The following is a 23,575-nucleotide window of genomic DNA, read 5'->3' as shown; positions in this document are numbered from 1 at the left end:
AAGCCGGGCGCGAAGCCCGGCTTTTCCAATGAGAGCGGCGGCGGCGAAGCCTTAGCTGTCGAGAAAGCTTCTTAGCTTCCTGGAGCGGCTCGGATGCTTCAGCTTGCGCAACGCTTTCGCCTCGATCTGTCGGATACGTTCGCGGGTGACCGAGAACTGCTGGCCGACTTCTTCGAGCGTGTGGTCGGTGTTCATGCCGATGCCGAAGCGCATGCGCAGAACACGTTCCTCGCGCGGCGTCAGCGAGGCGAGAACGCGTGTCGTCGTCTCGCGCAGGTTCGCCTGGATGGCGGCGTCGATCGGCAGCAGCGCGTTCTTGTCCTCGATGAAATCGCCGAGATGCGAATCCTCTTCGTCGCCCACCGGGGTTTCGAGCGAAATCGGCTCCTTGGCGATCTTCAGGACCTTGCGGACCTTTTCGAGCGGCATGGCAAGCTTTTCAGCCAGTTCTTCCGGCGTCGGCTCGCGGCCGATCTCGTGCAGCATCTGGCGCGATGTCCGGACGATCTTGTTGATCGTCTCGATCATGTGCACCGGAATGCGGATCGTGCGGGCCTGGTCGGCGATCGAGCGGGTGATCGCCTGACGGATCCACCACGTCGCATAGGTCGAGAACTTGTAGCCGCGGCGATATTCGAACTTGTCGACCGCTTTCATCAGGCCGATATTGCCTTCCTGAATGAGGTCGAGGAACTGCAGGCCGCGGTTCGTGTACTTCTTGGCGATGGAGATGACGAGGCGAAGGTTTGCTTCGACCATTTCCTTCTTGGCGATGCGCGCTTCGCGCTCACCCTTCTGCACCATATGGACGATGCGGCGGAATTCCGAGATTGAGATACCGGTTTCGGTCGCCAGATTCTGGATTTCCTGGCGAATGTCGCGGATCGTCGTGTTTTCACCCCTGGCGAATTCCTTCCAGCCGCGGGCGGCCAGATTGCCGATCGACTTCATCCAGTTCGGATCGAGTTCAGCACCCTGATACTGCTCCAGGAAGCTATCGCGCTTGACGCCGTAGGATTCGGCCAGACGCAGCAGACGGCCCTCGTTGGAAACGAGGCGCTTGTTGATGTCGTAGAGCTGCTCGACGAGGGCGTCGATGCGGTTCTGGTTCAAGGACAGAGATTTGACGGCCTTGATGAGCTCATCTTTGAGTTCCTTGTAGCGGCGCTCCTGGGCAGTGGACAGCGTGCCGGAAGCCGACAGTCGCTGCTCGACCTGCTGGTCCTGCAGCTTGCGCAGCTTCTTGTAGGTCTCGGCGATCGTGTCGAGCGTCTCCATTACCTGCGGGCGAAGCTCGGCTTCCATCGCCGCCAGCGAAAGGTTGGATTCGTCCTCGTCCTCTTCCTCCTCCTCGGGAGGCAGGCCTTCGCCGCCGACATCGGTGATGTCGTCGTCGCCGGAGCGGGCGCGACGGGTCTTTTCCTTCTCTTCGGCGAGCTTGCGATCAGCCTCGATCTTCTCGGGGCTCTGGAACTGCGGCGCAGCCTTGGCTTCAGGACCGGAATAGGTCGTTTCGAGATCGATGATCTCGCGCAGCAGCGTCGTGCCTTCGTTGAGTTCGTCGCGCCAGATGATCAGCGCCTGGAAGGTCAGCGGGCTCTCGCAGAGACCCGCGATCATCGTCTCGCGGCCGGCCTCGATACGCTTGGCGATCGCGATTTCGCCCTCGCGGGAAAGAAGCTCCACCGAGCCCATCTCGCGCAGGTACATGCGAACCGGATCGTCGGTACGGTCGGTCGGTTCTTTTTTCTTGGCAGTCGCAAGCGCCGTGCCGCTCGAAGGCGCGAGTTCGCCGCCTTCGCTCTCCTCGTCGCCGCCGGCGTCGTCGTCATCGCTGCCGCCGGAAGCACCGGCTTCCTCGGCTTCCTCGTCTTCGATGACGTTGATGCCCATGTCGGACAGCATCGACATCGTGTCTTCGATCTGCTCGGACGTCACTTCTTCGGACGGCAGGACCGCGTTAAGCTCGTCCATTGTCACATAGCCGCGCTTCTTGGCGGCCTTGATCATCTTCTTGACCGCGTCGTCGGAAAGATCGAGAAGAGGGCCGTCGCTTGCGCCGTCGCGTTCGACTTCCGCGTCTTCGTTCTCTTTGACCTTGGTTGCCATTTATATCGTCGCCTTCCTGACGCTATCCAATCTCGCTACGGTGAACGGCTTGTCTCAGGGCCTGACGCGCCGCACGCGCCGCCCTCGAATCACCTTTGCCCACCTAACGGGATGACATTTAAAGCCTGATTAACCACGATTACCGGCACCGGACAGCAAAGCTTTCTTGCTTTTGGATTTCCGGTCATGGTTGCGCGATCCGCCTTGACCCAGTTCACCATTCAACAAGTCGAACGGTGATTCCCACATTTTTTGTTCTCGTCAAGCTTTTCCAGAGAAAAAGCCCACAAAAATACGGAAAAAGCCTTATCCACAGGCTTTGAACCGCGGCAGCGATTGCGAACCCTTATTTAAGATGCGGCGAACAAAAGACAAGGGCAGCAAGAATTTTGCCCGCCGCACCAGTTGCTTCCACCATTTTTGCAGTTGTGCCGAGAATATATTCGCCATTGCCTGACGGATATCGGCTAACGCGCCGCGCCGTCATACGCCTTCACCGTAAGCGCGCCGATATCGACCGCGGGAATACAGCGCAGATTGATCGAAGCCATGGCTGCGCCGTTCGGACCCACAGCCTCGCCGAACGGCGCGATGCCGCAATTGGCGCAGAAGTGATGCCGAATGACATGCTGGTGGAAAGTATAGGTCGAGACATTGTCCTCCGGCGTTGTCAGCACCAGTTTCTCGCGCGGCACGAAGGCGAGAAGTCCGCCACGCCTTCGGCAAAGCGAACAATTGCAGTCGAGCGCCTCGGTGAATTCGCCTTCGACCTCGAAAGCCACATTGCCGCAATGGCAGCTTCCTTCATAGAGCATGTCGTCTCCTCACATCCAATCCATCACAACCTTGCCGGAATTGCCCGACCGCATCGCCTCGAAGCCGTCGCGGAAATCGTCGATGCCGATCCGGTGGGTGATGATGGGCGCGAGATCGAGGCCGCCCTGGACGAAAGCGATCATCTTGTACCAGGTCTCGAACATCTCGCGGCCGTAGATGCCCTTGAGATTGAGCATCTTGAAGATCACCTTGTTCCAGTCGATCTCGAAGCCCGCCGGCGCGATGCCGAGAATGGCGATCTTGCCGCCATTGTTCATCTTGTCGATCATGTCGCGGAAGGCAGGTGCGGCCCCCGACATTTCCAGCCCGACGTCGAATCCTTCCGTCATGCCGATCGCCTTCATCACGTCGGCGAGGTTTTCCTTCGATGCGTCGACGACGTGGTCGATGCCGAGCTTGCGCGCCAGCTCCAGCCGGTGGGGATTGATATCGGTGATGACGACCTTGCGGGCGCCGGATCGCTTGGCGACGAGCGCACCCATGATGCCGATCGGCCCGGCGCCAGTGACGAGCACGTCCTCGCCGACGAGATCGAAGGAAAGCGCGGTGTGCACGGCATTGCCGAACGGATCGAAGATCGCGGCGATCTCGTCGGAAATATCATCCGGGATCGGCACGACATTGCTTTCGGGAATGCAGACGAACTCGCCGAAGGAGCCTGGGCGGTTGACGCCGACACCGAGCGTGTTGCGGCAGAGATGCCCCCTGCCCGCCCGGCAGTTACGGCACTTGCCGCAGACGATATGCCCCTCACCGGAGACCCGCTCGCCGACATGATAGCGGGTGACCGCCGAACCGATCTCGGCGATCTCGCCGGAGAATTCATGGCCGACCACCATCGGCACCGGAATGGTCTTCTGTGCCCACTGGTCCCAGTTCCAGATATGGACGTCGGTGCCGCAGATCGCCGATTTTTTCACCCGGATCAGCACATCGTTTGGCCCGACCTCGGGCACTGGCACATTCTCCATCCAGAGCCCGACCTCGGGTTTTGCTTTGACCAGTGCCTTCATCATGTTCGACATAATTATTCCCACTTTGGTTGGCACCTGACTTTGCTATTCCCTCTTCTCCCTAGCGGGGAGAAGGTGCCCGTAGGGCGGATGAGGGGCTGCACGGGACGCCATCAAATCCCGCATGTTCCTCGCTCGCCGCTCGAAACCTCGCTTCGCTCGCCCCCTCATCCGACCCTTCGGGCCACCTTCTCCCCGCTGGGGAGAAGAGGAAGCTAGACGCACCGGCTTCGTCAACCTCGACGCTGTGTTTGGCACGTCCACTCTCCCCGTTTTTCACGGGGAGAGTGTTAGGATGAGGAGCAAACCCCATTCTCAAATCACACCCAGTTCCCGCCCTGCCTCGGCAAAGGCCGCGATCGCCCTTTCCACATCCGCCCGCGAATGCGCCGCCGACATCTGCGTGCGGATGCGGGCCTGCCCTTTCGGCACGACGGGGAAGGAGAAGCCGATGACATAGATACCCTTCTTCAGCATCAGGCTGGCCATATCCTGGGCGAGCTTGGCGTCACCCAGCATGACAGGAATGATCGGATGGCCTTCGCCGGCAAGCGTGAAGCCGAGCTTGGTCATTTCGCTGCGGAACAGATCAGCATTGTCGGAAAGGCGCTTGCGCAGGGCATCGCCGTTTTCGATGAGGTCGAACACCTTGAGCGAGGCGGCGGCGATGACGGGCGCCAGCGTGTTCGAGAACAGATAGGGCCGCGAACGCTGCCGCAGCCACTCCACAACCTCGGCCTTCGCCGAAGTATAACCGCCCGAGGCGCCGCCGAGCGCCTTGCCGAGCGTGCCGGTGATGATATCGATCCGGCCCTCGACACCGCAATATTCCGGCGACCCACGACCGTTCTTACCGACGAAGCCGACCGCATGGCTGTCGTCGACCATGACCATCGCGCCGTATTTCTCGGCGAGATCGCAGACGCCGCCCAAGTTGGCGATGATGCCGTCCATCGAGAAGACGCCGTCGGTGGCGATCAGCTTGAAGCGGCTGCCTTCGGCCTTCTTCAGCTCTTCTTCGAGCGCTGCCATGTCATTGTTTGCGTAGCGGAAGCGCTTGGCCTTCGAAAGCCTGACGCCGTCGATGATCGAGGCGTGGTTCAGCGCATCCGAGATGATGGCGTCCTCTTCGGACAGCAGCGTTTCGAAGAGGCCGCCATTGGCGTCGAAGCAGGAGGAATAGAGGATCGTGTCCTCCATGCCGAGGAAGGAGGAGATGCGCGCCTCAAGCTGCTTGTGCTCCTCCTGCGTGCCGCAGATGAAGCGCACCGAGGCCATGCCGTAGCCGTATCGGTCGAGCGCCTGCTTGCCGGCCTCGGCCACCTCCTCGTTGTCGGCAAGGCCGAGATAATTGTTGGCGCAGAAATTCAGCACGCGCTCGCCGGAGACAACGGCAATTTCGCCAGCCTGCTTCGAGGTGATGACGCGTTCGGACTTGTAGAGGCCGGCATCCTTAAGAGAGGCAAGCTCAGATTGCAGGTGGGAGAGAAATGCTTTTGTCATTGTAAACGCCCTTGTCCCCAAAACGTCCTCCGATGGGCGCTGCAATTAGCACAAAGCAAGTGCGGATGTCGCCAATCCGGTACGAAATATTTTCACAGGAAAGGTCCCGCAGCGAGAGAAATTGAAATGAATATTCAAAAGTGATATCTGTATATGCAGAAGGAATATCACCATGGCGCTTTATATTCGAGACCCTGAAGTAGACGAGCTTGCGAGTGAGCTGCAGCGCCTGACTAAGGCTGCGACAAAAACCGACGCTGTGCGAACGGCCCTCCATCATGAGCTTACGCGCGCGCGGCAAAGCCAGCCGCTGCATGAACGCCTTGCACGCGCAAAATCGCTGGCGGATGCGCTGGGAGCAAATGACCCGTCATTCGACATGAAGAAATTCAGCGACGAAATGTGGGGTAGCTGATGTTTATCGACGCATCGGCGATCGTCGCCATTCTTGCGCGAGAGCCCGGTCATGAGGAGCTTGAGAAGACTTTGGCGGCATCGGACGATCCCACTATGCACATCTCGCCCCTCGTCCGCTTCGAAGCCATCCTGGCGCTGGCACGGCAGAAGACGCCGACAGGCAGAAAGACGACACCCGAACTTCTAAAGGCATCAGCCGAAGCGGTTGATGCATTCGCCGAAGATCTGATTCTCGAAGAGATTTCGATCTCGCATGAAATCGCCGAAGATGCGCTGTCTGCGAGCATGCACTATGGAAAAGTCATTGGTCATCCGGCAGATCTGAATTTCGGCGATTGCTTTGCCTATGCTTGCGCCACAGCGCTGAAAACGCGCCTTCTCTACAAGGGCAACGATTTCCTCCACACAGACCTTGCCTAACCAACTGCTCCGGGATCGGGTCCATCGCCAATCTCCGCGAACTACTGGTCGTGCGAGAGGATGATCTCCAGGAAGGCATCGCCGTAGCGTTCGAGCTTCGCCTGCCCGACGCCTGATATGGCGAGCAATTCCTTGCGGCTGCGCGGCTTCTCGGTGGCAAAGGCGATCAGCGTCGTATCGGGAAAGACGACATAGGGCGGCACGCCGAGCGATTTCGCGATCGCCATGCGCTCGGCCCTGAGCGCTTCGAAGAGAGTGCCGTCGGCGCCTGATAGTGCCGATTTGCGCTCGCTGCGTTCCGCCTTCTTCGTGCGCCGTTCCGAGGCCGGCCGGTCCTTGCGGAAGAATACCGGCCGCTCATGCTTGAAGACGGAGCGCGCCTCCGGCTCGAGCTTCAGCGCCCCGAAGGCTTCGTGGTCGACGCGGATCAGCCCCATGGCAAGCAACTGGCGGAAGACCGACTGCCAGACGCGCGCCGGAATATCCTTGCCGGCGCCGAAGACCGGCATGTCGGTGTGGCCGAAACGTTCGGTCTTTTCGTTGACGTTGCCGAGGAGCACGTCGACGACATGGCCAGCGCCGAAACGCTCGCCGGTGCGATAGATGGCGGCCAGCGCTTTGATCGCCGCCTCGGTGCCCTCCCAGGTCTCCACCGGTTTCAGGCAGGTGTCGCAATTGCCGCATTGGCCGGCATGCGCCTCGCCGAAATGGGCGAGGATCGCCTGGCGGCGGCAGGAGGCGGTCTCGCAAATCGCCAGCAATGCGTTGAGCTTGGCGCGCTCGACCCGCTTGATTTCGGCGGCGGCACTGCCCTCGTCGATCATCCGGCCGCGCTGGATCACGTCGGCCATACCATAGGCCATCCAGACCTCGGACGGCAGACCGTCGCGCCCGGCGCGCCCCGTCTCCTGATAATAGGCTTCCACAGAACCCGGCAGGTCGAGATGGGCGACATAACGCACGTTCGGCTTGTCGATGCCCATGCCGAAGGCGACGGTGGCGACCAGGCAAAGGTTCTCTTCTTTCAGGAAGGCATCCTGATTGGCGTCACGAACCGCCCTGTCCATGCCGGCATGATAGGCAAGCGCGCGAATGCCCTGCCCGTTCAGCCATTCGGCCGTATCCTCGACCTTGGCGCGCGACAGGCAATAGACGATGCCGCTGTCACCCTTGTGACCGGACAGGAACCGCAACAGCTGCTGGCGCGGCTGATCACGCTCGACGATCTCGTAGGCAATGTTCGGTCGGTCGAAACTGGTGGTGAAGATCCGGGCGGCATCGAGCCCCAGCCGCTCGATGATGTCGTCGCGCGTATGCGGATCGGCCGTCGCCGTCAGCGCCACTCTGGGCACACCGGGATATTGCTCGCCGAGCCGGCCGAGCGCACGATATTCCGGCCGGAAATCATGGCCCCATTGCGAGACGCAATGGGCCTCGTCGATGGCAAACAGCGCGATCTTCTCGTTGGCGATCAGATCGCGGAAACCATCGGTCAAAATGCGCTCGGGCGTCACGTAGAGAAGGTCGAGTTGGCCTGCCGAAAGCGCGCGGCGAACCTCGACGAACTCCTCGCGCGACAGCGACGAATTGAGCGCGGCCGCCCGGATGCCGAGCTGCTTCATCGCCTCCACCTGATCGCGCATCAGCGCAATCAGCGGCGAAACGACGATGCCGACGCCGTTGCGGCAGAGCGCGGGAATCTGGAAGCACAGCGATTTACCCGCACCTGTGGGAAAGAGCACGACCGCATCGCCGCCGGAAACCACGTGTTCGACGACCTGCTGCTGCTTGCCGCGGAAGGAGGAATAGCCATAGACCTGCTTGAGAATATCGAGCGGCGAGCGGTCGGAAGAAAACAGCGCGCCGGAAGCGGAAAAACCCGGTTCATCCTGTTCAGTCAGCGACATCAGTGGTTCGCCGCCCCTTTGACGCGGCCGGAAAGCACGCCGAAGCCATCGATGATGGCTTCCTGGTTCTCAAGGCGCACCCCTTCGAAATGCACTTCCTGCTGCGCTCGCATCAGTTGAACGATCGCCTCGCCGTCGCCGGCTTCGGTTGCCAGCGCGATCTCGCGCTCGAGCTCGATCTTCTGCCGGCGCAGCGCCTTCGCCCGCTTGTGGGAGGCCAGTGCCTGGCGGTATCCCTCACGCGCATCCTCCATCGCCGCCTGCTCGGTCGCGATCCACAGCCGGGCATTGCGCACCTGCTGGTCGAGGCTTTTGATAAGCGGGCCAAAGCCCTCGAATTCCAACCTTTCGGTCAGATATTCGCGCGTCAGATGCGGGCCGGCAACGGCAGCGGCTGCCCCCAGCATCGCCGACCAGAGCCGTTGCAGCTCGCGGCTGTCATATTCGATCGCGGCGATCTCGTCATAATCGTCGATCATCAGCGAGGGGTGATTGACGACGGTCAGCGCCAGCACGCTTTCGCGCAGCGCCGTATTGTTCTGGTGGCCGCGCACGGGACCCGATCGGGCGAGCCTTTCGGAAATGACGCTCGGGCTTTTCGGCCCTGCCTTGCCCGCATTGTCGCGGCCCGTCCGGTAATTGCCGTTGCCGTTGAAGCCGCCGCGGCGATCGCCATTGTTGCGGTTCTGGAACTGCGGCTGGAAGAAGGCGTTCAGCCGATCGCGAATATCCTGCTGGTAGTGGCGGCGGACGTTCTCGTCGGCGATGACGGCGACCAGTTGCTTCAGCCGCGCCTCGAGCTCGGCGCGCGCCTCGGGCGTGTCGAACTTGCCGGTGTTGACCTCCCGGCTCCACAGCATCTCGGAGAGCGGCTTTGCCTGGCTCATCACCTTGTCGAAAGGAGCGCGCCCGTCATCGCGCACGAGATCGTCGGGATCCTTGCCATCGGGCAGAAGCGCGAAGCGAACGGAACGGCCGGGCTTCAGATGCGGCAATGCCAGTTCGGCGGCGCGATTGGCGGCGCGGATGCCGGCGCCGTCGCCGTCGAAGCAGAGCACCGGTTGCGGCACCATCTTCCAGAGCAGCTCGAGCTGGTTTTCAGTGAGCGCCGTGCCGAGCGGCGCGACGGCATTCTCGATGCCCGCCTGATAGAGCGCGATCACGTCCATATAGCCTTCGACGGCGATGATGGTGCCGGTCGCATTCTCGTCCTGAGGATCGCCGCGACCCGGTCCCTGGATGGCGCGCCGCGCACGGGCGAAATTGTAAAGGACATTGCCCTTGTGGAAGAGCTCCGTCTCGTTGGAGTTCAGATATTTGGCCGGCGCGTCAGCCGACATGGCGCGGCCGCCGAAAGCGATCACCTTTTCACGCGACGAAAGGATCGGGAACATGATGCGGTCGCGGAAACGATCGTAGGAAACCGGCACGTTTTCATGGACGACCAGACCGCAGGCCTCGATCTGCTCCTTGGAGACACCCTTTCCGGCGAGGAATTCCTTGAGCGCATTGCGGCTGTCGGGCGCATAGCCGAGACGGAAGGTCTCGATGGTACGCCCCGTCAATCCGCGGTCGCGCAGATAAGCGCGCGCCCTCGCCCCATTCGCCGTCTGCAGCTGGTCCTGGAAAAATTGTGTCGCCATTTCCATGACGTCGATCAGCGAGCCGCGCTCCTTCTCGCGTTTCTCCATCACAGGATCGGCAAGCGGCATCGGCACGCCGGCCATGTCGGCGATCTGCTGTACCGCCTCGGGGAAACTCAGGCCTTCAAGTTCTGTCAGGAAGCGGAAATGGTCTCCGGTGACGCCGCAGCCGAAGCAGTGGTAGCGGCCCTTTCGGTCCTCGCAGTGGAAGCTCGGCGATTTCTCGCCGTGGAACGGGCAGCAGGCCCAGTAATCGCCGCGCGACACGTTGGTCTTGCGCTTGTCCCAGCTGACGCGGCGCGCGATCACGTTCGAAATCGGAACGCGGTCGCGGATCTCATCGAGAAAGGTGTTGGAAAAGCGCATTTATACCTCTTGGTACTCTCCATATAAGCTGCTTTGGCGCTCCATGCCACGAAACTTGTCATGAAAACCCGCTATTCACAGGCAAGTGCATCCGTTGCCTGCGACGTCGGTTTTCCAATCAACAACACGTTATCGCCCCTGCGACAGGGGTGCGACATTATTGTCCCCGCTGACCGGCGACTCCATCGCCGCGAGTGCTCAACGAAGAGCCGCAGTTTTTCGAAAAATTTGAGTAAGTCATTTAAAAACAGTAAGTTATTCATTCCTATATTTGAGCATCCCCGTCTTCAAGCCAACAACTCAGCCTCCGCTTTAATGCCCATCAAACCGCCGTTTTCGCCAATCATTATTTTTTTGTAATTTGAATATGCAGCCAGCCCGCAATAAGTTCGATCTCAACAAAGCGATCCCCGAGCGAAGCACCATCCCTACCCCCGGCGCCGCTTCGCAAGGGTGCCTTTGCAAATACCCTCCGGCTTGGGCTTCGGCCCTGCGTGCCGGTGGAAGCAAAGAGCAAGAAGGCAGGAGCGCCCCCAGCTCCTGCCTTCTTAAATTTTGGCTCTCCTTGCGACAACTCTCCCTTTGAAATTAACCGCTTATCGATAAAACCGTTGACAGGCGGCGCTTGCATGAAAGATGTATGCGCCGAACTCCCTGGACCTCTCCAAATGGCTTTTACCGCGGATAATCTTGCAGCCGACGATCGCTTTCTCGCTGCGATCTTGCATTGCGCCGATCAGATGCTCGCCATCTATCGTGAGAGCCCGCGCATCGCCTCGATCTTCGCCGCGCAACAGCGCTGGCTGATGGCCCATGCCGGCTTCGCGCTTCATTACGGTTATTCCGAAGACGGAAAGAGCGGCGGCCTCTATTCCGGCCGCTTCATCGATTTCGCGGTCAGGAACGACATTGCCAGCCGCAATACGGCCGCGGCCTTCATGCAGGAAATGCTGGCCTATCGCTTCCTGCGAGCCGTTCCCGGCCCCGACAAGCGCACACGCTACCTGGAGCCCACCGAAATCGCCGAGCAGCATTTCACCCGATGGCTCGTCACCCATATGATGATCCTCGACAGCCTCGACGGCGGTAAGCGCGCGGATAAGATTGCCGCCGATCCCTCGGCGATGATGGCAGCGATCCAGCCGCTGATCGCCAGGGCGATCATCGGCAGCGAACGGGTGCGCAGTCCGGGCGCCACGTTCAACCTCTTCAACTGGGCGAACACCGGCGGGCTGGTGATGGACTACCTGATCTCGCGCCTTCCCAAATTTCCAAGGACGGCCGACCGCGTCGTGCTCGGCCCTCTGTCGCTTAGGGAAATCCGCGAACAGTTCATGATCTCCAACACCCACCTGAAGCGGCTTCTGACGCAGGCAGCGACCATGGAGAGCATCGGCTGGACGGAACCCTCCCGCAAGGGCGACTTCTGGCTGTCGGCCCACTTCATCCGTGAATATTGGAATTATCAGGCGGCGAAATTCGCCATCATCGATGCCGCCGCCGAAGCGGTGCTCGGGCCTGCGGTCCTTGACGAACCGCAGGCAAGAAAGGTTATCTGAGGCTTATCCGTTCAATAGTTCCTTGACGGTCGCCGACGCCTTGGCGAAATCCATCTGGCCGGCGTAACGCTCCTTCAACGCCGCCATCACCTTGCCCATGTCCTTGGCACCCGCGGCACCTGTCTCGGCGATGATCGCCGAGACGTTGGCGCGCACTTCGCTGTCCGAAAGCTGCTTCGGCATGAAATCCTGGATGACGATGATTTCGGCGCGCTCCTTGGCGGCGAGCTCCGGCCGGGAATTCTCCTCGTAGATCTTTGCCGATTCGTCGCGCTGCTTCACCATCTTGGCGAGGATCTGCAGGATTTCGTCGTCGCTCGCCTGCTCCTTGCCGGTGCCCCGGTTGGCGATATCGCGGTCCTTGACCGCGGCCTGAATCAGCCGGACGGTGGAAAGCCGCTCCGCATTCTTGGCCTTCATCGCCTCTTTCAGCTGGGTGGCGAGTTGATCGCGCAGCATGGTCTTCACTCCTGTTTTGATGCCGCTTCATAAACCACGCTGATGCGGCGGATCAAATAAATTGCGCGGTCGATGCGATAAAGCGCAGGAAAACGGCCACGATCTCGGCTACAAAGATTGACGCTAAGCGATTGCGTGGCTATTTACCGCCACCTGCACCAAAATTCGTGATCAGGCCTGAAGCGCGCGGCATTGCCGTGTCCACACGCCTGCGAAATCAAATGGCGACGAGCGCGACAACGCGCCCACCTGCCGGAAACGGGATGAAGATGACCGCGACAGCACCCTGGACAATCGAAAAGCCGACCGCCCTGCTCGTTCTTGCCGACGGCACGGTTATCGAAGGCAAGGGCATCGGCGCCACCGGCAAGGTGCCGGCCGAAGTCGTCTTCAACACAGCGCTCACCGGCTATGAGGAGATCCTGACGGACCCCTCCTATCTCGGCCAGATCGTCACCTTCACCTTCCCGCATATTGGCAATATCGGCACCAATGATGAAGACATCGAGGATCTGACGCCCGCCGCCCGCCATGGCGCCGTCGGCGTCATCTTCAAGGCCGACATCACTGAACCCTCGAACTACCGCGCCGCCAAGCACCTCGACCAATGGCTGAAGGCGCGCGGCGTCATCGGTCTCTGCGGCATCGACACGCGCGCGCTGACCGCCTGGATCCGTGAGAACGGCGCTCCGAACGCGGTCATCGCCCACGATCCGAACGGCGTCTTCGATATCGAGACGCTGAAGGCCGAAGCCAAAGCCTGGAGCGGCCTCGAAGGTCTCGACCTCGCCAAGATCGCCTCCTCGGGCCAGTCCTCGCATTGGACCGAAACGCCGTGGGTGTGGAACGAAGGTTACGGTGAACTCAAGGCGACAGACGCGAAATACCACGTCGTCTGCCTCGATTACGGGGTCAAGCGCAACATCCTGCGCCTGTTTGCCGGCCTCGACTGCAAGGTGACTGTCATGCCGGCCGCAACGAGCGCCGAAGACGTACTCGCCATGCAGCCGGACGGCATCTTCCTGTCGAACGGCCCGGGCGATCCGGCGGCAACCGGCGACTATGCCGTGCCTGTGATCAAGACGCTGATCAAGACCGATATCCCGGTCTTCGGCATCTGCCTCGGCCACCAGATGCTGGGCCTGGCACTCGGCGCGAAGACTGAGAAGATGCATCAGGGCCATCACGGCGCCAACCACCCGGTCAAGGACCATACGACCGGCAAGGTCGAGATCGTCTCGATGAACCACGGCTTCGCAGTCGACTCGAAGTCGCTGCCGGATGGCGTTGAAGAGACTCATATTTCGCTTTTCGACGGCACCAATTGCGGCCTGCGCGTCCTCGGCAAGCAGGTCTTCTCCGTCCAGCACCATCCGGAAGCCTCTCCGGGCCCGCAGGACAGCCACTATCTCTTCCGTCGCTTCATCAACATGGTGCGCGAAAAGAAGGGCGAACCGGCGCTCGCCGAACGCTGATTTCAAGCGATAGCGATTTCCGATGAAGGCCCGCTTACAGCGCCGCGCGTCTTTTCAGACGCGCAAAGGACGCTGTAACACTTTGAATTACTGCATAATTCCTTAAATCGATTCCGATTTGAGGAATTATGCAGCGGCCGGGCCCTTTCTTTATCCGCCTCTTGACCTCAGCTTAAGTTGAGGAATTACAGATCTGCCTGCAAACATCGATGCAGGAGAAAATGGATGAGCGGAGCTTTCTTTCGAGTGGACAAGTTCATCGTGCCGGCAGCGGCGCGAGAGGAATTTCTCGTCAAAGTGATGATGACCCACAAGCTGCTGGAAGTGCAGGACGGGTTCATCGATCACAGGGTGCTGGAGCAGGTCGCCGGTCCAGGCGAATTCAATTTCGTCACGATTGCCGAATGGGAAAATACCGAAGTCGTCGAGCGCGCGCGAGCAGCCGTGGCGGCCGCTCATAAAGCCGCCAATTTCGATCCGCAGGAAATGTTTGCGCGCCTCGGCATTCGTGCCGATATCGCCAGCTATAAACCTGTCGCGGCTTGAGGGTAAAGAACGGCCGGCTCAGGCACCGGCCGTCGCTCCTTCGCGGCGAAGGAGAAGGTAGAAGCGTGCACAGAGCATGACGGCAGCGGCCGCCAGCCCGACAAGGAAACCGAACCAGATGCCGATGCCGCCAAAACCGAGCGGGAAGGCAAAGGCCCAGGCGAGGAAGAAGCCGATCGGCCAATAGGCGATCAACGCCATGATCATCGGCACACGTGCGTCCTTGAGACCGCGCAGCAATCCATTGGCAACCACCTGCAGCCCGTCGACGAGCTGGAAAAACCCGGCAACGACGATCAGCGGCCCGGCATAAGCAAGCACTTCGGACGCTTCGGGCGAATTGACGTCGAGGAACCAGCTACCGAGGAATTGCGGCATGGTGGCAAAGAGCACCGAGCCGACTGCCGAGATGGCGCAGGCGATGACAACAACCATGATCGAAGCGCGCACCAGCCCCTGATAATCGCCCTGCCCGTGCGCGACACCGACGCGCACCGTCGCCGCCTGGCTGAGGCCGAGCGGGATCATGAAGGCGATCGAGGCCCATTGCAGGGCAATGCCATGAGCGGCGAGTTCGATGGTGCCGATATAGCCCATCAGCAGCGAGGCCACCGTGAACAGGCTGACCTCGGCAAGGAGGGTAACGCTGATCGGGAAACCGAGCCGGATGACCTCCAGCAGCGCGTGCCAGTCGGGTTTCCAGAACCGCACGAAGATCTCGTAGCGCCGCGTCTCTTCCCTCCGCTGCACGAAAGCCAGGATGAAGAGGAAGCCGGCTGTCTGCACGACGACCGACACGATCGCCGCGCCCTCGAGCCCCATCGCCGGAAAACCGAAATGGCCGAGCACGAGCATATAGGCGAAGATCGCGTTCATCACCAGCGTGGCGATGGTGACGTTGAGGATGATGCCCGCCTTGCCGATGGCGCTGACGAGCGAACGCATGACATTGAAGAGCAGGCCAGGCAGCACGCCGAACTGGCCGATCATGATATACCCATGGGCGAGCTTGGCCACCTCGGGCTTCTGCTGCGCAAAGAGCAGGATCTGTTCCGCATTGAAGAAGGCCGGTTGCATGATGATCCAAAATCCGATCACCACCCAGAGACCCATGCGCAGCGATCGGCGCACCGAGACGACGTCGCCGCGGCCATAGGCGTGCGCCACCATTGGAATGACGGCGATGGCAAAGCCCGAACCGAAGATGAGGATCGTGAACAGGAACTGCGCCGACAGCACCATCGCCGCCAGCTGCTCGGCGCCGAGGCGGCCGACGATCATCACATCGGTGGTGTGGATACCGAGCTGCGCGAGCTGAGCGCCGATCAGCGGAATGCCGAGCGCCAGCGTTGCACGGAAATGTGCACTCCAACGATTATCGTTTATCGGCGCAAGCCTGCGCGCGTCGATCGGCGTGTCCATGACACCAGTCCTGTGATTGAAATAGGCGTCGCCGCAGCTTGCGGCGAAATATCATCCGGGCTTAGATCAAAGCCCGGAGAAGAACCACCCCCAAACAGGCAGATGATGAAAAATTCATCATCGCATCACCATTTCTGATCGATCAGCCCGTCGCTTCCAGCGCCTCGGCCGGCTCCCTCACCCGAACCCTTGTGAGGAATACTACGGCGGCCAGAAGGATGAGCACGGCGGCCGTGAGATACGGCGCGCCGGCAAAAGTGACGGGCGCCTCAGGCCGCGTGAAATAGGAAAACATCTGCGTGAAGATCAGTGGTCCGACAATGGTGGTGATGCTGCTGAGGCTGGTCAGCGCGCCCTGCAGCTCGCCCTGCGCCGACGGCGGCACCATGCCGGCGGCGATGCTGCGCAGCGGCGGGTCGGCCACGTTTTCGATGACGGTCGCAACGATGACGACATAAACCATCCAGCCCTCCCAGGCGAAGGCATAGCCGGTCAGTCCTGCAGCTGAAAAGCAGAGGCCGAGAAGCGCCGTCTTCCATTCGCCGAGCAGAGGCACGATGCGCGGCAGGACCAGCCCCATGACGAGCGCAGCACCAATCCCGTAGATGCCGAGAGACAGGCCGATCTGACCCTCGCTCCAGCCGTAGCGATAGGTCGAGACGAACGACCAGACCGAGGGATAGACGGCATGCGCCAGGAAGAATAGGAACATGACGAGACTGACCCAGCCGATGCCGGGGTAGTGGCGCATCTGGCGCAACGCGCCGAGCGGATTGGCGCGTTTCCACTCGAACCGGCGGCGGTTCTTCGCCTCCAGCGTTTCCGGCAGCAGGAAGCAGGCGGCGATGAAATTGACAAGCGATAGCGCAGCCGCGCCGAGGAACGGTACAGGCGGGCCGAATTCGCCGAGGACCCCGCCGACGACGGGGCCGATGGTGAAGCCGACGCCGAAGGCGATGCCGATCAGCCCGAAATTCTTCGCCCGGTTCTCCTCAGTGCTGATATCGGCGATATAGGCCGAGCAGGTGGCAAAGCTGCCGCCGCTGATGCCGGCAAGCACGCGGCCGACGAACAGCATCCAGAAGCTGGTGGCGATGCCGCAGATGAAATTATCGATCGCGAAGGTCAGCACCGAAAGCAAAAGGATCGGCCGGCGGCCGAAACGGTCGGACAGGTTCCCGAGCAGCGGCGCGAACAGGAATTGCATGCCGGCATAGACGAGCATCAGCCAGCCGCCGTCGATCGCCGCATCGCTGACGCTGCCGCCGGTCAGCTGCTCCAGAAAGGCGGGCAACACCGGCATGATGATGGCGATGCCGATAATGTCGAGGAAGAGGATGACGAAAACCAGGAACAGGCCGCGGCGCACGAATTTCGGGTCAAGCATGAGGCATCTCTACAGCGGTTGTTTTCTGGAAAGACGATCTCGTCGCCGCAGAAGAGACATAGCGCGGAAGGGAAACCGAAACAATCCATGAACATTTCAAAGTTTTTGATAATGCACTGAACGGGAAATTATGAAGAGGCCTCAACCCGTGAGCGCGTTGCCGTTCCAGCTTCAGATAATCAAGAGCCGCCCAGCGGATCGTCGGGCGATGCGTTCCCTTGCAATCGCCGCGATGGCATCCAGATTACAAGAGGGACCGGTCATTGTGCATTACCCCGCACAGCCTGTTTTGAAACTCTCCGATTATCGCCCGAATGCGAAAGCGGTAGAACAGCAGCATGGATGGCGACGCCCGGCGCGAGTGTGCGATCGCGCCGCGGAGCAGAATAAGGAGAAGACAGTTGCAGACCTATCGTTTGGGAAAGACCGGACCCGAAGTCTCGGCCATCGGCCTCGGCTGCATGGGCATGTCGGGCATGTACGGCCCATCCGATCGCGCAGAAAGCATCGCGACGATCCATGCCGCGCTCGATGCCGGCATCAACCTGCTCGACACCGGCGATTTCTACGGCATGGGCCATAACGAAATGCTGATCGGCGAGGCATTGAAGGGCCGCAGGCGCGAGAACGCCGTCCTCAGTGTCAAGTTCGGCGGCCTGCGTGATCCCGTCGGCGGCTGGAATGGTATCGATGCCCGTCCGGTCGCGGTGAAGAACTTCCTCAGCTATACGCTGCAGCGCCTCGGTGTCGATTATATCGACATCTACCGCCCGGCCCGCCTCGATCCGAACGTGCCGATCGAGGACACGGTCGGCGCCATCGCCGACATGGTCAAGGCAGGTTATGTCAGGCATATCGGCCTGTCGGAAGTCGGCGCCGATACGATCCGCCGCGCCGCCGCTGTCGCCCCGATCGTCGACCTGCAGATCGAATATTCGCTGATCTCGCGCGGCATCGAGGAGAAGATCCTGCCCACGACACGCGAACTCGGCATTTCCATCACCGCCTACGGCGTGCTCTCGCGCGGCCTGATCAGCGGCCACTGGCAGAAGGGCCAGGGCGGAACGGCCGGCGATTTCCGGGCCTACAGCCCGCGCTTCCAGGAAGGCAACATCGAGCAGAACCTCGCTCTGGTGGAGAAGCTGCGCGAGATCGCCGTGGCAAAGAGTGTCTCGGTCGCCCAGATCGCCATCGCCTGGGTCGCCGCCAAGGGCAAGGACATCGTCCCGATCATCGGCGCTCGCCGCCGCGACCGGCTGACAGAGGCGCTCGGCTCACGCGCCGTCGACCTGTCACCAGAAGATTTCGAAGCTATCGAAGGGGCCGTGCCGAAAGATGCGGCCGCAGGTGGGCGTTATCCCGAGCATATGCTGCAGCATATGGATAGTGAGAAGTAACCGAGAGATCGAAGGGGCTGCGATGTGCTTTGTGCCATGCGCCCCTTCATCTCTCCTCAAACCGGTCCCGAGAACGTATCGCAGGCCGACAGCTGGCCGCTGTCGAAGCCGCGCTTGAACCATTTGACCCGCTGCTCCGAGGTACCGTGGTTGAAACTTTCCGGGACGACATAACCCTGTGACCGCTTCTGCAGCGAATCGTCACCGATCTGCTGGGCTGCGTTCAGCGCTTCCTCCAGATCGCCTGACTCGAGCAGGCCTTTCTGCTGGGTATATTTGCCCCAGATGCCGGCAAAGCAATCGGCCTGCAGCTCGACGCGCACCGACATCTTGTTGGCGTCGGCCTCGCTCATGCGCTGACGGGCCTGGTTGAACTTCGGCAGGATGCCGAGCAGGTTCTGCACGTGATGGCCGACCTCATGGGCGATGACATAGGCCTCCGCGAAATCGCCCGACGCACCAAACCGGTCGGAAAGCTCCTGGAAGAATTCGGTATCGAGATAGACCTTGTGGTCGCTCGGGCAGTAGAACGGACCTGTTGCAGATGATGCGGAGCCGCAGGCCGATGCCGTCGAGCCCGAGAACAGCACGAGGCGTGGCTCCTCGTAATTTTGGCCCTGCGCCTGGAAGATGCCCTGCCAGGTATCCTCGGTCTCGGCAAGGACGGTGCGCATAAACGCAGTCATCTCGTCGTTGGCGGGCGTGCGTGTTCCGCCGGACTGGCTCTGCTCGTAGCCGGGACCACTCGTCGTGCCGCCGCTGTCGAGCACCTGCAGCAGATCGATGCCCATCATCTTGAAGATGAAATAGATGACGACAAGGAAAATGATCGTGCCGATGCTCAAGCCCCCGCCGGCGCGGCGAACGCCGCCCCCGGAGGGAAAATTGAAGCCACCGCCGCGGCCGAAACCGCCACCGGAGGGACCGCCGCGGCGATCCTCGACATTGTCTGACTGACGTCGGCCTCTCCATTCCATTTTCGCTCTCCCCGGCAAGGCCCGTGCTTGCACTCAATCTATATATCCGTCGACGGCCGGAATTCCAGCGACTTCATTCGCACCGAAAACAAACGCCTGGGCGGCCTCACTTGTTCGTTGAGCTGGTTGTGCTGTCCCTTTATGTCCGGCGCTGTGGGGGCCGTGCCTTGCGACTTTCCCTCCTCTTGGCGCGCCAACTCCTTTTCCACGGTATGGGGGCATGATATTATTCCCGTAAAGGAATGAGCGGACCCGCATCTGTGAACCCTTCACCCACGGCCGCGGCCCCGGATCTCGTCGTCCGTGATAGGATCATGTTTGAGCCGCCGATATCCAGGCGGATCGGACTTGAGGAAGCGCCGGAAGCCATCATCAATCCGGAGCGTAGCGGCGAAATCCGGGGTGCCGGTTGTGCCTGACGAGAAATAGCCTTTCGCGCCGTGTTGGATTCCTGTCGATTCCGCGATTTATGGGGTTCCGTTTGCAAATACATTTGCCTATAAGCCGCTTCTAGCCTGAAAAGACCCTCAATGCGCGACCCGACCCGGTGATCTCCCACCCTGGCCGGCTTTTTGCGCAGCTAGAAATGGATATCGCCCATGCCGAAGCGCCAAGACATCAAATCGATCCTCATCATCGGCGCGGGACCGATCGTCATTGGCCAGGCTTGCGAGTTCGATTATTCCGGCACCCAGGCCTGCAAGGCGCTGAAGGAGGAAGGCTTCCGCGTCATCCTCGTCAACTCCAACCCGGCGACGATCATGACTGATCCGGGCCTTGCCGACGCCACCTATGTCGAGCCAATTACCCCCGAAGTCGTCGCCAAGATCATCGCCAAGGAGCGCCCGGATGCGCTGCTGCCGACCATGGGCGGCCAGACGGCTTTGAATACCGCGCTTTCGCTGAAGCGCATGGGCGTGCTCGACCGCTACAATGTCGAGATGATCGGCGCCAAGCCCGCCGCCATCGACATGGCCGAAGACCGCGCGCTGTTTCGCGAGGCGATGGCCCGTATTGGGCTGGAAACGCCGCGCTCGATGCTGGCGAACGCCACCGACATCAAGGACCTCGACCGCAAGACACACGAGGCCGAGCGCGTCAAGCTGCGTGAAAGCCTCTCGGGATCCGACCTCGACAAGGCGCTGGACGAGCTGGAAAACCAGTGGAACCTCGGCGAGAGCGACCGCAAGCAGCGTTACATGAGCCATGCCATGGCGATTGCCGCCCAGGCGATCGACCATGTCGGCTTGCCCGCGATCATCCGTCCTTCCTTCACGCTTGGCGGCACCGGCGGCGGCATCGCCTACAACCGCTCGGAATTTTTCGAGATCGTCGGCGGCGGCCTCGACGCCTCGCCGACCACCGAAGTGCTGGTCGAAGAATCGGTGCTCGGCTGGAAGGAATATGAAATGGAGGTCGTCCGCGACAAGGCGGACAACTGCATCATTATCTGCTCGATCGAGAACATTGATCCGATGGGCGTCCATACCGGCGATTCGATCACCGTCGCGCCGGCGCTGACGCTGACGGACAAGGAATACCAGATCATGCGCAACGCCTCTATCGCGGTGCTGCGCGAGATCGGGGTGGAGACCGGCGGCTCGAACGTCCAGTTCGCCGTCAATCCCAAGGACGGTCGCCTCGTCGTCATCGAAATGAACCCGCGCGTCTCGCGCTCGTCGGCGCTCGCCTCCAAAGCCACCGGCTTCCCGATCGCCAAGATCGCCGCCAAGCTCGCCATCGGCTATACGCTAGACGAACTGGATAACGACATCACCGGCGGCGCAACGCCTGCCTCCTTCGAACCGTCGATCGACTACGTCGTCACCAAGATCCCACGTTTCGCCTTCGAGAAATTCCCCGGCGCCTCGCCGGTGCTGACGACCGCCATGAAATCGGTCGGGGAAGTCATGGCGATCGGCCGCACTTTCGCCGAATCGCTGCAGAAGGCACTGCGTGGCTTGGAAACCGGCCTGACGGGTCTCGACGAGATCGAGATCCCCGGCTTTGAAGAGGGCGAATCCAGCCAGAACGCCATCCGCGCAGCCATCGGCACACCGACGCCCGATCGCCTGCGCATGGTCGCCCAGGCGCTGCGCCAGGGCATGAGCGAAGCCGAAGTCCACGAGGGCTGCAAGATCGACCCCTGGTTCATCGCCGAACTGAAGGCGATCATCGAGATGGAGGCCCGGATTCGCGAGCACGGCCTGCCTGAAGATGCCGCCAACCTGCGCATGTTGAAGGCCATGGGCTTTTCCGACGCGCGCCTGGCGACGCTAACCGGCAAGCGCCCGAAGGAAGTCGCCGAATTCCGCAACAGCCTGAACGTCCGCCCTGTCTTCAAGCGCATCGATACCTGCGCGGCCGAGTTCGCCTCGCCGACCGCCTATATGTATTCGACCTATGAGACGCCTTTTGTCGGCGCCGCCCGCTCCGAGGCTGAAGTGTCCGCCCGCCGAAAGGTCGTTATCCTCGGCGGCGGCCCGAACCGCATCGGCCAGGGCATCGAGTTCGACTATTGCTGCTGCCATGCCGCCTTCGCGCTCAAGGATGCGGGTTATGAAGCGATCATGATCAACTGCAACCCGGAAACCGTTTCGACCGACTACGATACATCGGACCGCCTCTATTTCGAGCCGCTGACGGCCGAGGACGTGATCGAGATCCTGCGGGCAGAACAGGAAAAGGGTGAAGTCGTTGGCGTCATCGTCCAGTTCGGCGGCCAGACGCCGCTGAAGCTTGCCGAGGCGCTGGAAAAGAACGGCATCCCGATCCTCGGCACCGCGCCTGACATGATCGACCTTGCCGAGGACCGCGACCGCTTCCAGAAGCTGTTGATGAAGCTCGACCTCAACCAGCCGAACAACGGCATCGCCTATTCGGTCGAGCAGGCCCGCATGGTCGCCACAGAAATCGGCTTCCCGCTGGTCGTGCGTCCCTCTTACGTGCTCGGCGGCCGCGCCATGCAGATCCTGCATTCGGAAGGCCAGTTGCAGAGCTACCTGCTCGATACCGTGCCTGAACTGGTGCCTGAGGATATCAAGCAGCGCTATCCCAACGACAAGACCGGCCAGATCAACACCCTGCTCGGCAAGAACCCGCTGCTCTTCGACAGCTATCTCAGCAACGCCATCGAAGTCGATGTCGACTGCCTCTCCGACGGCACTGACGTCTATGTCGCCGGCATCATGGAGCATATCGAGGAAGCCGGCATCCATTCCGGCGATAGCGCCTGCTCGCTGCCGCCGCGCTCGCTTTCGGTCGAACTGCTTGACGAACTGGAGCGCCAGGCCAAGGCCATGGCCAAGGCGCTCAATGTCGGCGGCCTGATGAACGTCCAGTTCGCCATCAAGGACGGCACCGTCTACGTTCTCGAAGTCAATCCGCGCGCCTCGCGCACCGTGCCCTTCGTCGCAAAGACCATCGGCGCGCCAATCGCCAAGATCGCCGCCCGCGTCATGGCTGGCGAGAAGCTCGATGCGACCTTCGCCGCCTATGGGCAAAAGCCCGATCCGCGCAAGCTGAAGCACATCGCCGTCAAGGAAGCCGTCTTCCCCTTCGCCCGGTTCCCCGGCGTCGACACGCTGCTCGGCCCGGAAATGCGCTCGACCGGTGAAGTCATCGGCCTCGATACCGATTTTGCGCTGGCCTTTGCCAAGTCGCAGCTCGGTGCCGGCGTCGAGCTGCCGCGTGACGGGACGGTCTTCGTCTCCGTCCGCGACGCGGACAAGCCGCGCGTGCTGCCGGCGATCCGCATTCTCGTCGAGCAGGGTTTCAAAGTGCTGGCGACCGGCGGCACTGCCCGCTTCCTCGGCGAAAACGGCATCACCGCCACCAAGATCAACAAGGTGCTCGAAGGCCGTCCGCACATCGAGGACGCGATCCGCAACCGCCAGGTCCAGCTCGTCATCAACACCACCGATGGCAACAAGGCGATCTCGGACTCCAAGTCGCTGCGCCGTGCGACGCTGATGCAGAAGGTGCCCTACTACACGACGATGGCAGGCGCAGAGGCCGCCGCCCAGGCAATCAAGGCGCTGAAAGCCGGCAATCTGGAAGTGCGGCCGCTGCAGAGCTATTTCGCCTGAGATGCGGCAACGCCATCGCTCGATGAGCGGTGGCGCACCCCCGTTCGGTC

General features: G+C 61.2%; 18 protein-coding genes. 8 read left to right on the top strand and 10 right to left on the bottom strand.

The features are described 5' to 3' along the window. Nucleotides 1-51 precede the first annotated feature (51 nt). The 4 genes from rpoD to G9X64_RS24475 form a co-directional block, all read right to left on the bottom strand. Nucleotides 52-2,109: an RNA polymerase sigma factor RpoD gene (gene rpoD, locus G9X64_RS24490; RefSeq protein WP_018074040.1), complete on the bottom strand. Its 2,058-nt coding sequence runs from the start codon at nucleotides 2,107-2,109 to the stop codon at nucleotides 52-54. A gap of 467 nt (nucleotides 2,110-2,576) precedes the next feature. Beyond that, nucleotides 2,577-2,924, bottom strand: a complete 348-nt coding sequence (locus G9X64_RS24485; RefSeq protein WP_168310694.1) for a GFA family protein — start codon at nucleotides 2,922-2,924, stop codon at nucleotides 2,577-2,579. A 9-nt stretch (nucleotides 2,925-2,933) separates the two neighbouring features. Continuing rightward, nucleotides 2,934-3,971, bottom strand: coding sequence for an L-threonine 3-dehydrogenase (gene tdh, locus G9X64_RS24480; protein WP_011652887.1), 1,038 nt, complete (start codon nucleotides 3,969-3,971; stop codon nucleotides 2,934-2,936). A 303-nt stretch (nucleotides 3,972-4,274) separates the two neighbouring features. Beyond that, complete coding sequence (locus G9X64_RS24475; protein WP_171377535.1) at nucleotides 4,275-5,462, bottom strand: glycine C-acetyltransferase; 1,188 nt, start codon at nucleotides 5,460-5,462, stop codon at nucleotides 4,275-4,277. Nucleotides 5,463-5,634: 172 nt separating this feature from the next. On the opposite strand from G9X64_RS24475, the gene G9X64_RS24470 reads away from it, so the two are divergent. Then, nucleotides 5,635-5,877, top strand: a complete 243-nt coding sequence (locus G9X64_RS24470; RefSeq protein WP_171377534.1) for a type II toxin-antitoxin system VapB family antitoxin — start codon at nucleotides 5,635-5,637, stop codon at nucleotides 5,875-5,877. Beyond that, a complete protein-coding gene (locus tag G9X64_RS24465) occupies nucleotides 5,877-6,299 on the top strand; it encodes a type II toxin-antitoxin system VapC family toxin (RefSeq protein WP_171377533.1) in 423 nt (140 codons plus the stop codon). Before G9X64_RS24470 ends, G9X64_RS24465 begins: the two co-directional genes overlap by 1 nt. 41 nt (nucleotides 6,300-6,340) lie before the next feature. Here G9X64_RS24465 and recQ read toward each other — a convergent pair whose 3' ends face one another. After that, nucleotides 6,341-8,206 carry a DNA helicase RecQ gene (recQ, locus tag G9X64_RS24460; protein ID WP_171377532.1) on the bottom strand — a complete coding sequence of 622 codons (1,866 nt, stop codon included), beginning with the start codon at nucleotides 8,204-8,206 and terminating at the stop codon, nucleotides 6,341-6,343. Next, a complete protein-coding gene (dnaG, locus tag G9X64_RS24455; RefSeq protein WP_171377531.1) occupies nucleotides 8,206-10,215 on the bottom strand; it encodes a DNA primase in 2,010 nt (669 codons plus the stop codon). Before dnaG ends, recQ begins: the two co-directional genes overlap by 1 nt. Before the next feature lie 60 nt (nucleotides 10,216-10,275). Between dnaG and G9X64_RS24450 the strand changes: the two genes are divergently transcribed. Both G9X64_RS24450 and G9X64_RS24445 read left to right on the top strand, forming a co-directional pair. Next, complete coding sequence (locus tag G9X64_RS24450) at nucleotides 10,276-10,575, top strand: hypothetical protein (protein ID WP_168310689.1); 300 nt, start codon at nucleotides 10,276-10,278, stop codon at nucleotides 10,573-10,575. A 308-nt stretch (nucleotides 10,576-10,883) separates the two neighbouring features. After that, on the top strand, nucleotides 10,884-11,774 hold the full coding sequence (locus tag G9X64_RS24445; protein ID WP_171377530.1) for a hypothetical protein: 891 nt from the start codon (nucleotides 10,884-10,886) through the stop codon (nucleotides 11,772-11,774). A 3-nt stretch (nucleotides 11,775-11,777) separates the two neighbouring features. Here G9X64_RS24445 and G9X64_RS24440 read toward each other — a convergent pair whose 3' ends face one another. Beyond that, nucleotides 11,778-12,233, bottom strand: coding sequence for a GatB/YqeY domain-containing protein (locus tag G9X64_RS24440; protein ID WP_003541620.1), 456 nt, complete (start codon nucleotides 12,231-12,233; stop codon nucleotides 11,778-11,780). Between the two features lie 269 nt (nucleotides 12,234-12,502). Here G9X64_RS24440 and carA point away from each other — a divergent pair, with 269 nt between their 5' ends. Then, nucleotides 12,503-13,708: a glutamine-hydrolyzing carbamoyl-phosphate synthase small subunit gene (gene carA, locus G9X64_RS24435; protein WP_171377622.1), complete on the top strand. Its 1,206-nt coding sequence runs from the start codon at nucleotides 12,503-12,505 to the stop codon at nucleotides 13,706-13,708. 225 nt (nucleotides 13,709-13,933) lie between these two features. Then, nucleotides 13,934-14,254 (top strand): antibiotic biosynthesis monooxygenase family protein, encoded by a 321-nt coding sequence (locus G9X64_RS24430; RefSeq protein ID WP_130700865.1) that lies wholly within the window; start codon nucleotides 13,934-13,936, stop codon nucleotides 14,252-14,254. Nucleotides 14,255-14,272: 18 nt separating this feature from the next. On the opposite strand, the gene G9X64_RS24425 is transcribed toward G9X64_RS24430, so the two are convergent. Together G9X64_RS24425 and G9X64_RS24420 are read right to left on the bottom strand one after the other, a co-directional pair. Continuing rightward, on the bottom strand, nucleotides 14,273-15,676 hold the full coding sequence (locus G9X64_RS24425) for an MATE family efflux transporter (RefSeq protein WP_171377529.1): 1,404 nt from the start codon (nucleotides 15,674-15,676) through the stop codon (nucleotides 14,273-14,275). A 142-nt stretch (nucleotides 15,677-15,818) separates the two neighbouring features. Further along, on the bottom strand, nucleotides 15,819-17,063 hold the full coding sequence (locus G9X64_RS24420) for a TCR/Tet family MFS transporter (RefSeq protein ID WP_171377528.1): 1,245 nt from the start codon (nucleotides 17,061-17,063) through the stop codon (nucleotides 15,819-15,821). Between the two features lie 401 nt (nucleotides 17,064-17,464). On the opposite strand from G9X64_RS24420, the gene G9X64_RS24415 reads away from it, so the two are divergent. After that, nucleotides 17,465-18,460, top strand: a complete 996-nt coding sequence (locus tag G9X64_RS24415; RefSeq protein ID WP_171377527.1) for an aldo/keto reductase — start codon at nucleotides 17,465-17,467, stop codon at nucleotides 18,458-18,460. Nucleotides 18,461-18,516: 56 nt separating this feature from the next. Here G9X64_RS24415 and ypfJ read toward each other — a convergent pair whose 3' ends face one another. Next, nucleotides 18,517-19,437, bottom strand: a complete 921-nt coding sequence (ypfJ, locus tag G9X64_RS24410; protein ID WP_171377526.1) for a KPN_02809 family neutral zinc metallopeptidase — start codon at nucleotides 19,435-19,437, stop codon at nucleotides 18,517-18,519. Nucleotides 19,438-20,036: 599 nt separating this feature from the next. On the opposite strand from ypfJ, the gene carB reads away from it, so the two are divergent. Continuing rightward, nucleotides 20,037-23,525: a carbamoyl-phosphate synthase large subunit gene (gene carB / locus G9X64_RS24405; protein WP_171377525.1), complete on the top strand. Its 3,489-nt coding sequence runs from the start codon at nucleotides 20,037-20,039 to the stop codon at nucleotides 23,523-23,525. Nucleotides 23,526-23,575 lie beyond the last annotated feature (50 nt).

Origin of the sequence: Rhizobium sophorae, assembly GCF_013087515.1 — a bacterium.
In the GTDB taxonomy this organism is placed as follows: domain Bacteria; phylum Pseudomonadota; class Alphaproteobacteria; order Rhizobiales; family Rhizobiaceae; genus Rhizobium; species Rhizobium sophorae.
The sequence above is the reverse complement of the archived record's forward strand: the minus strand, read 5'-3'. Positions and strand labels throughout refer to the sequence as shown.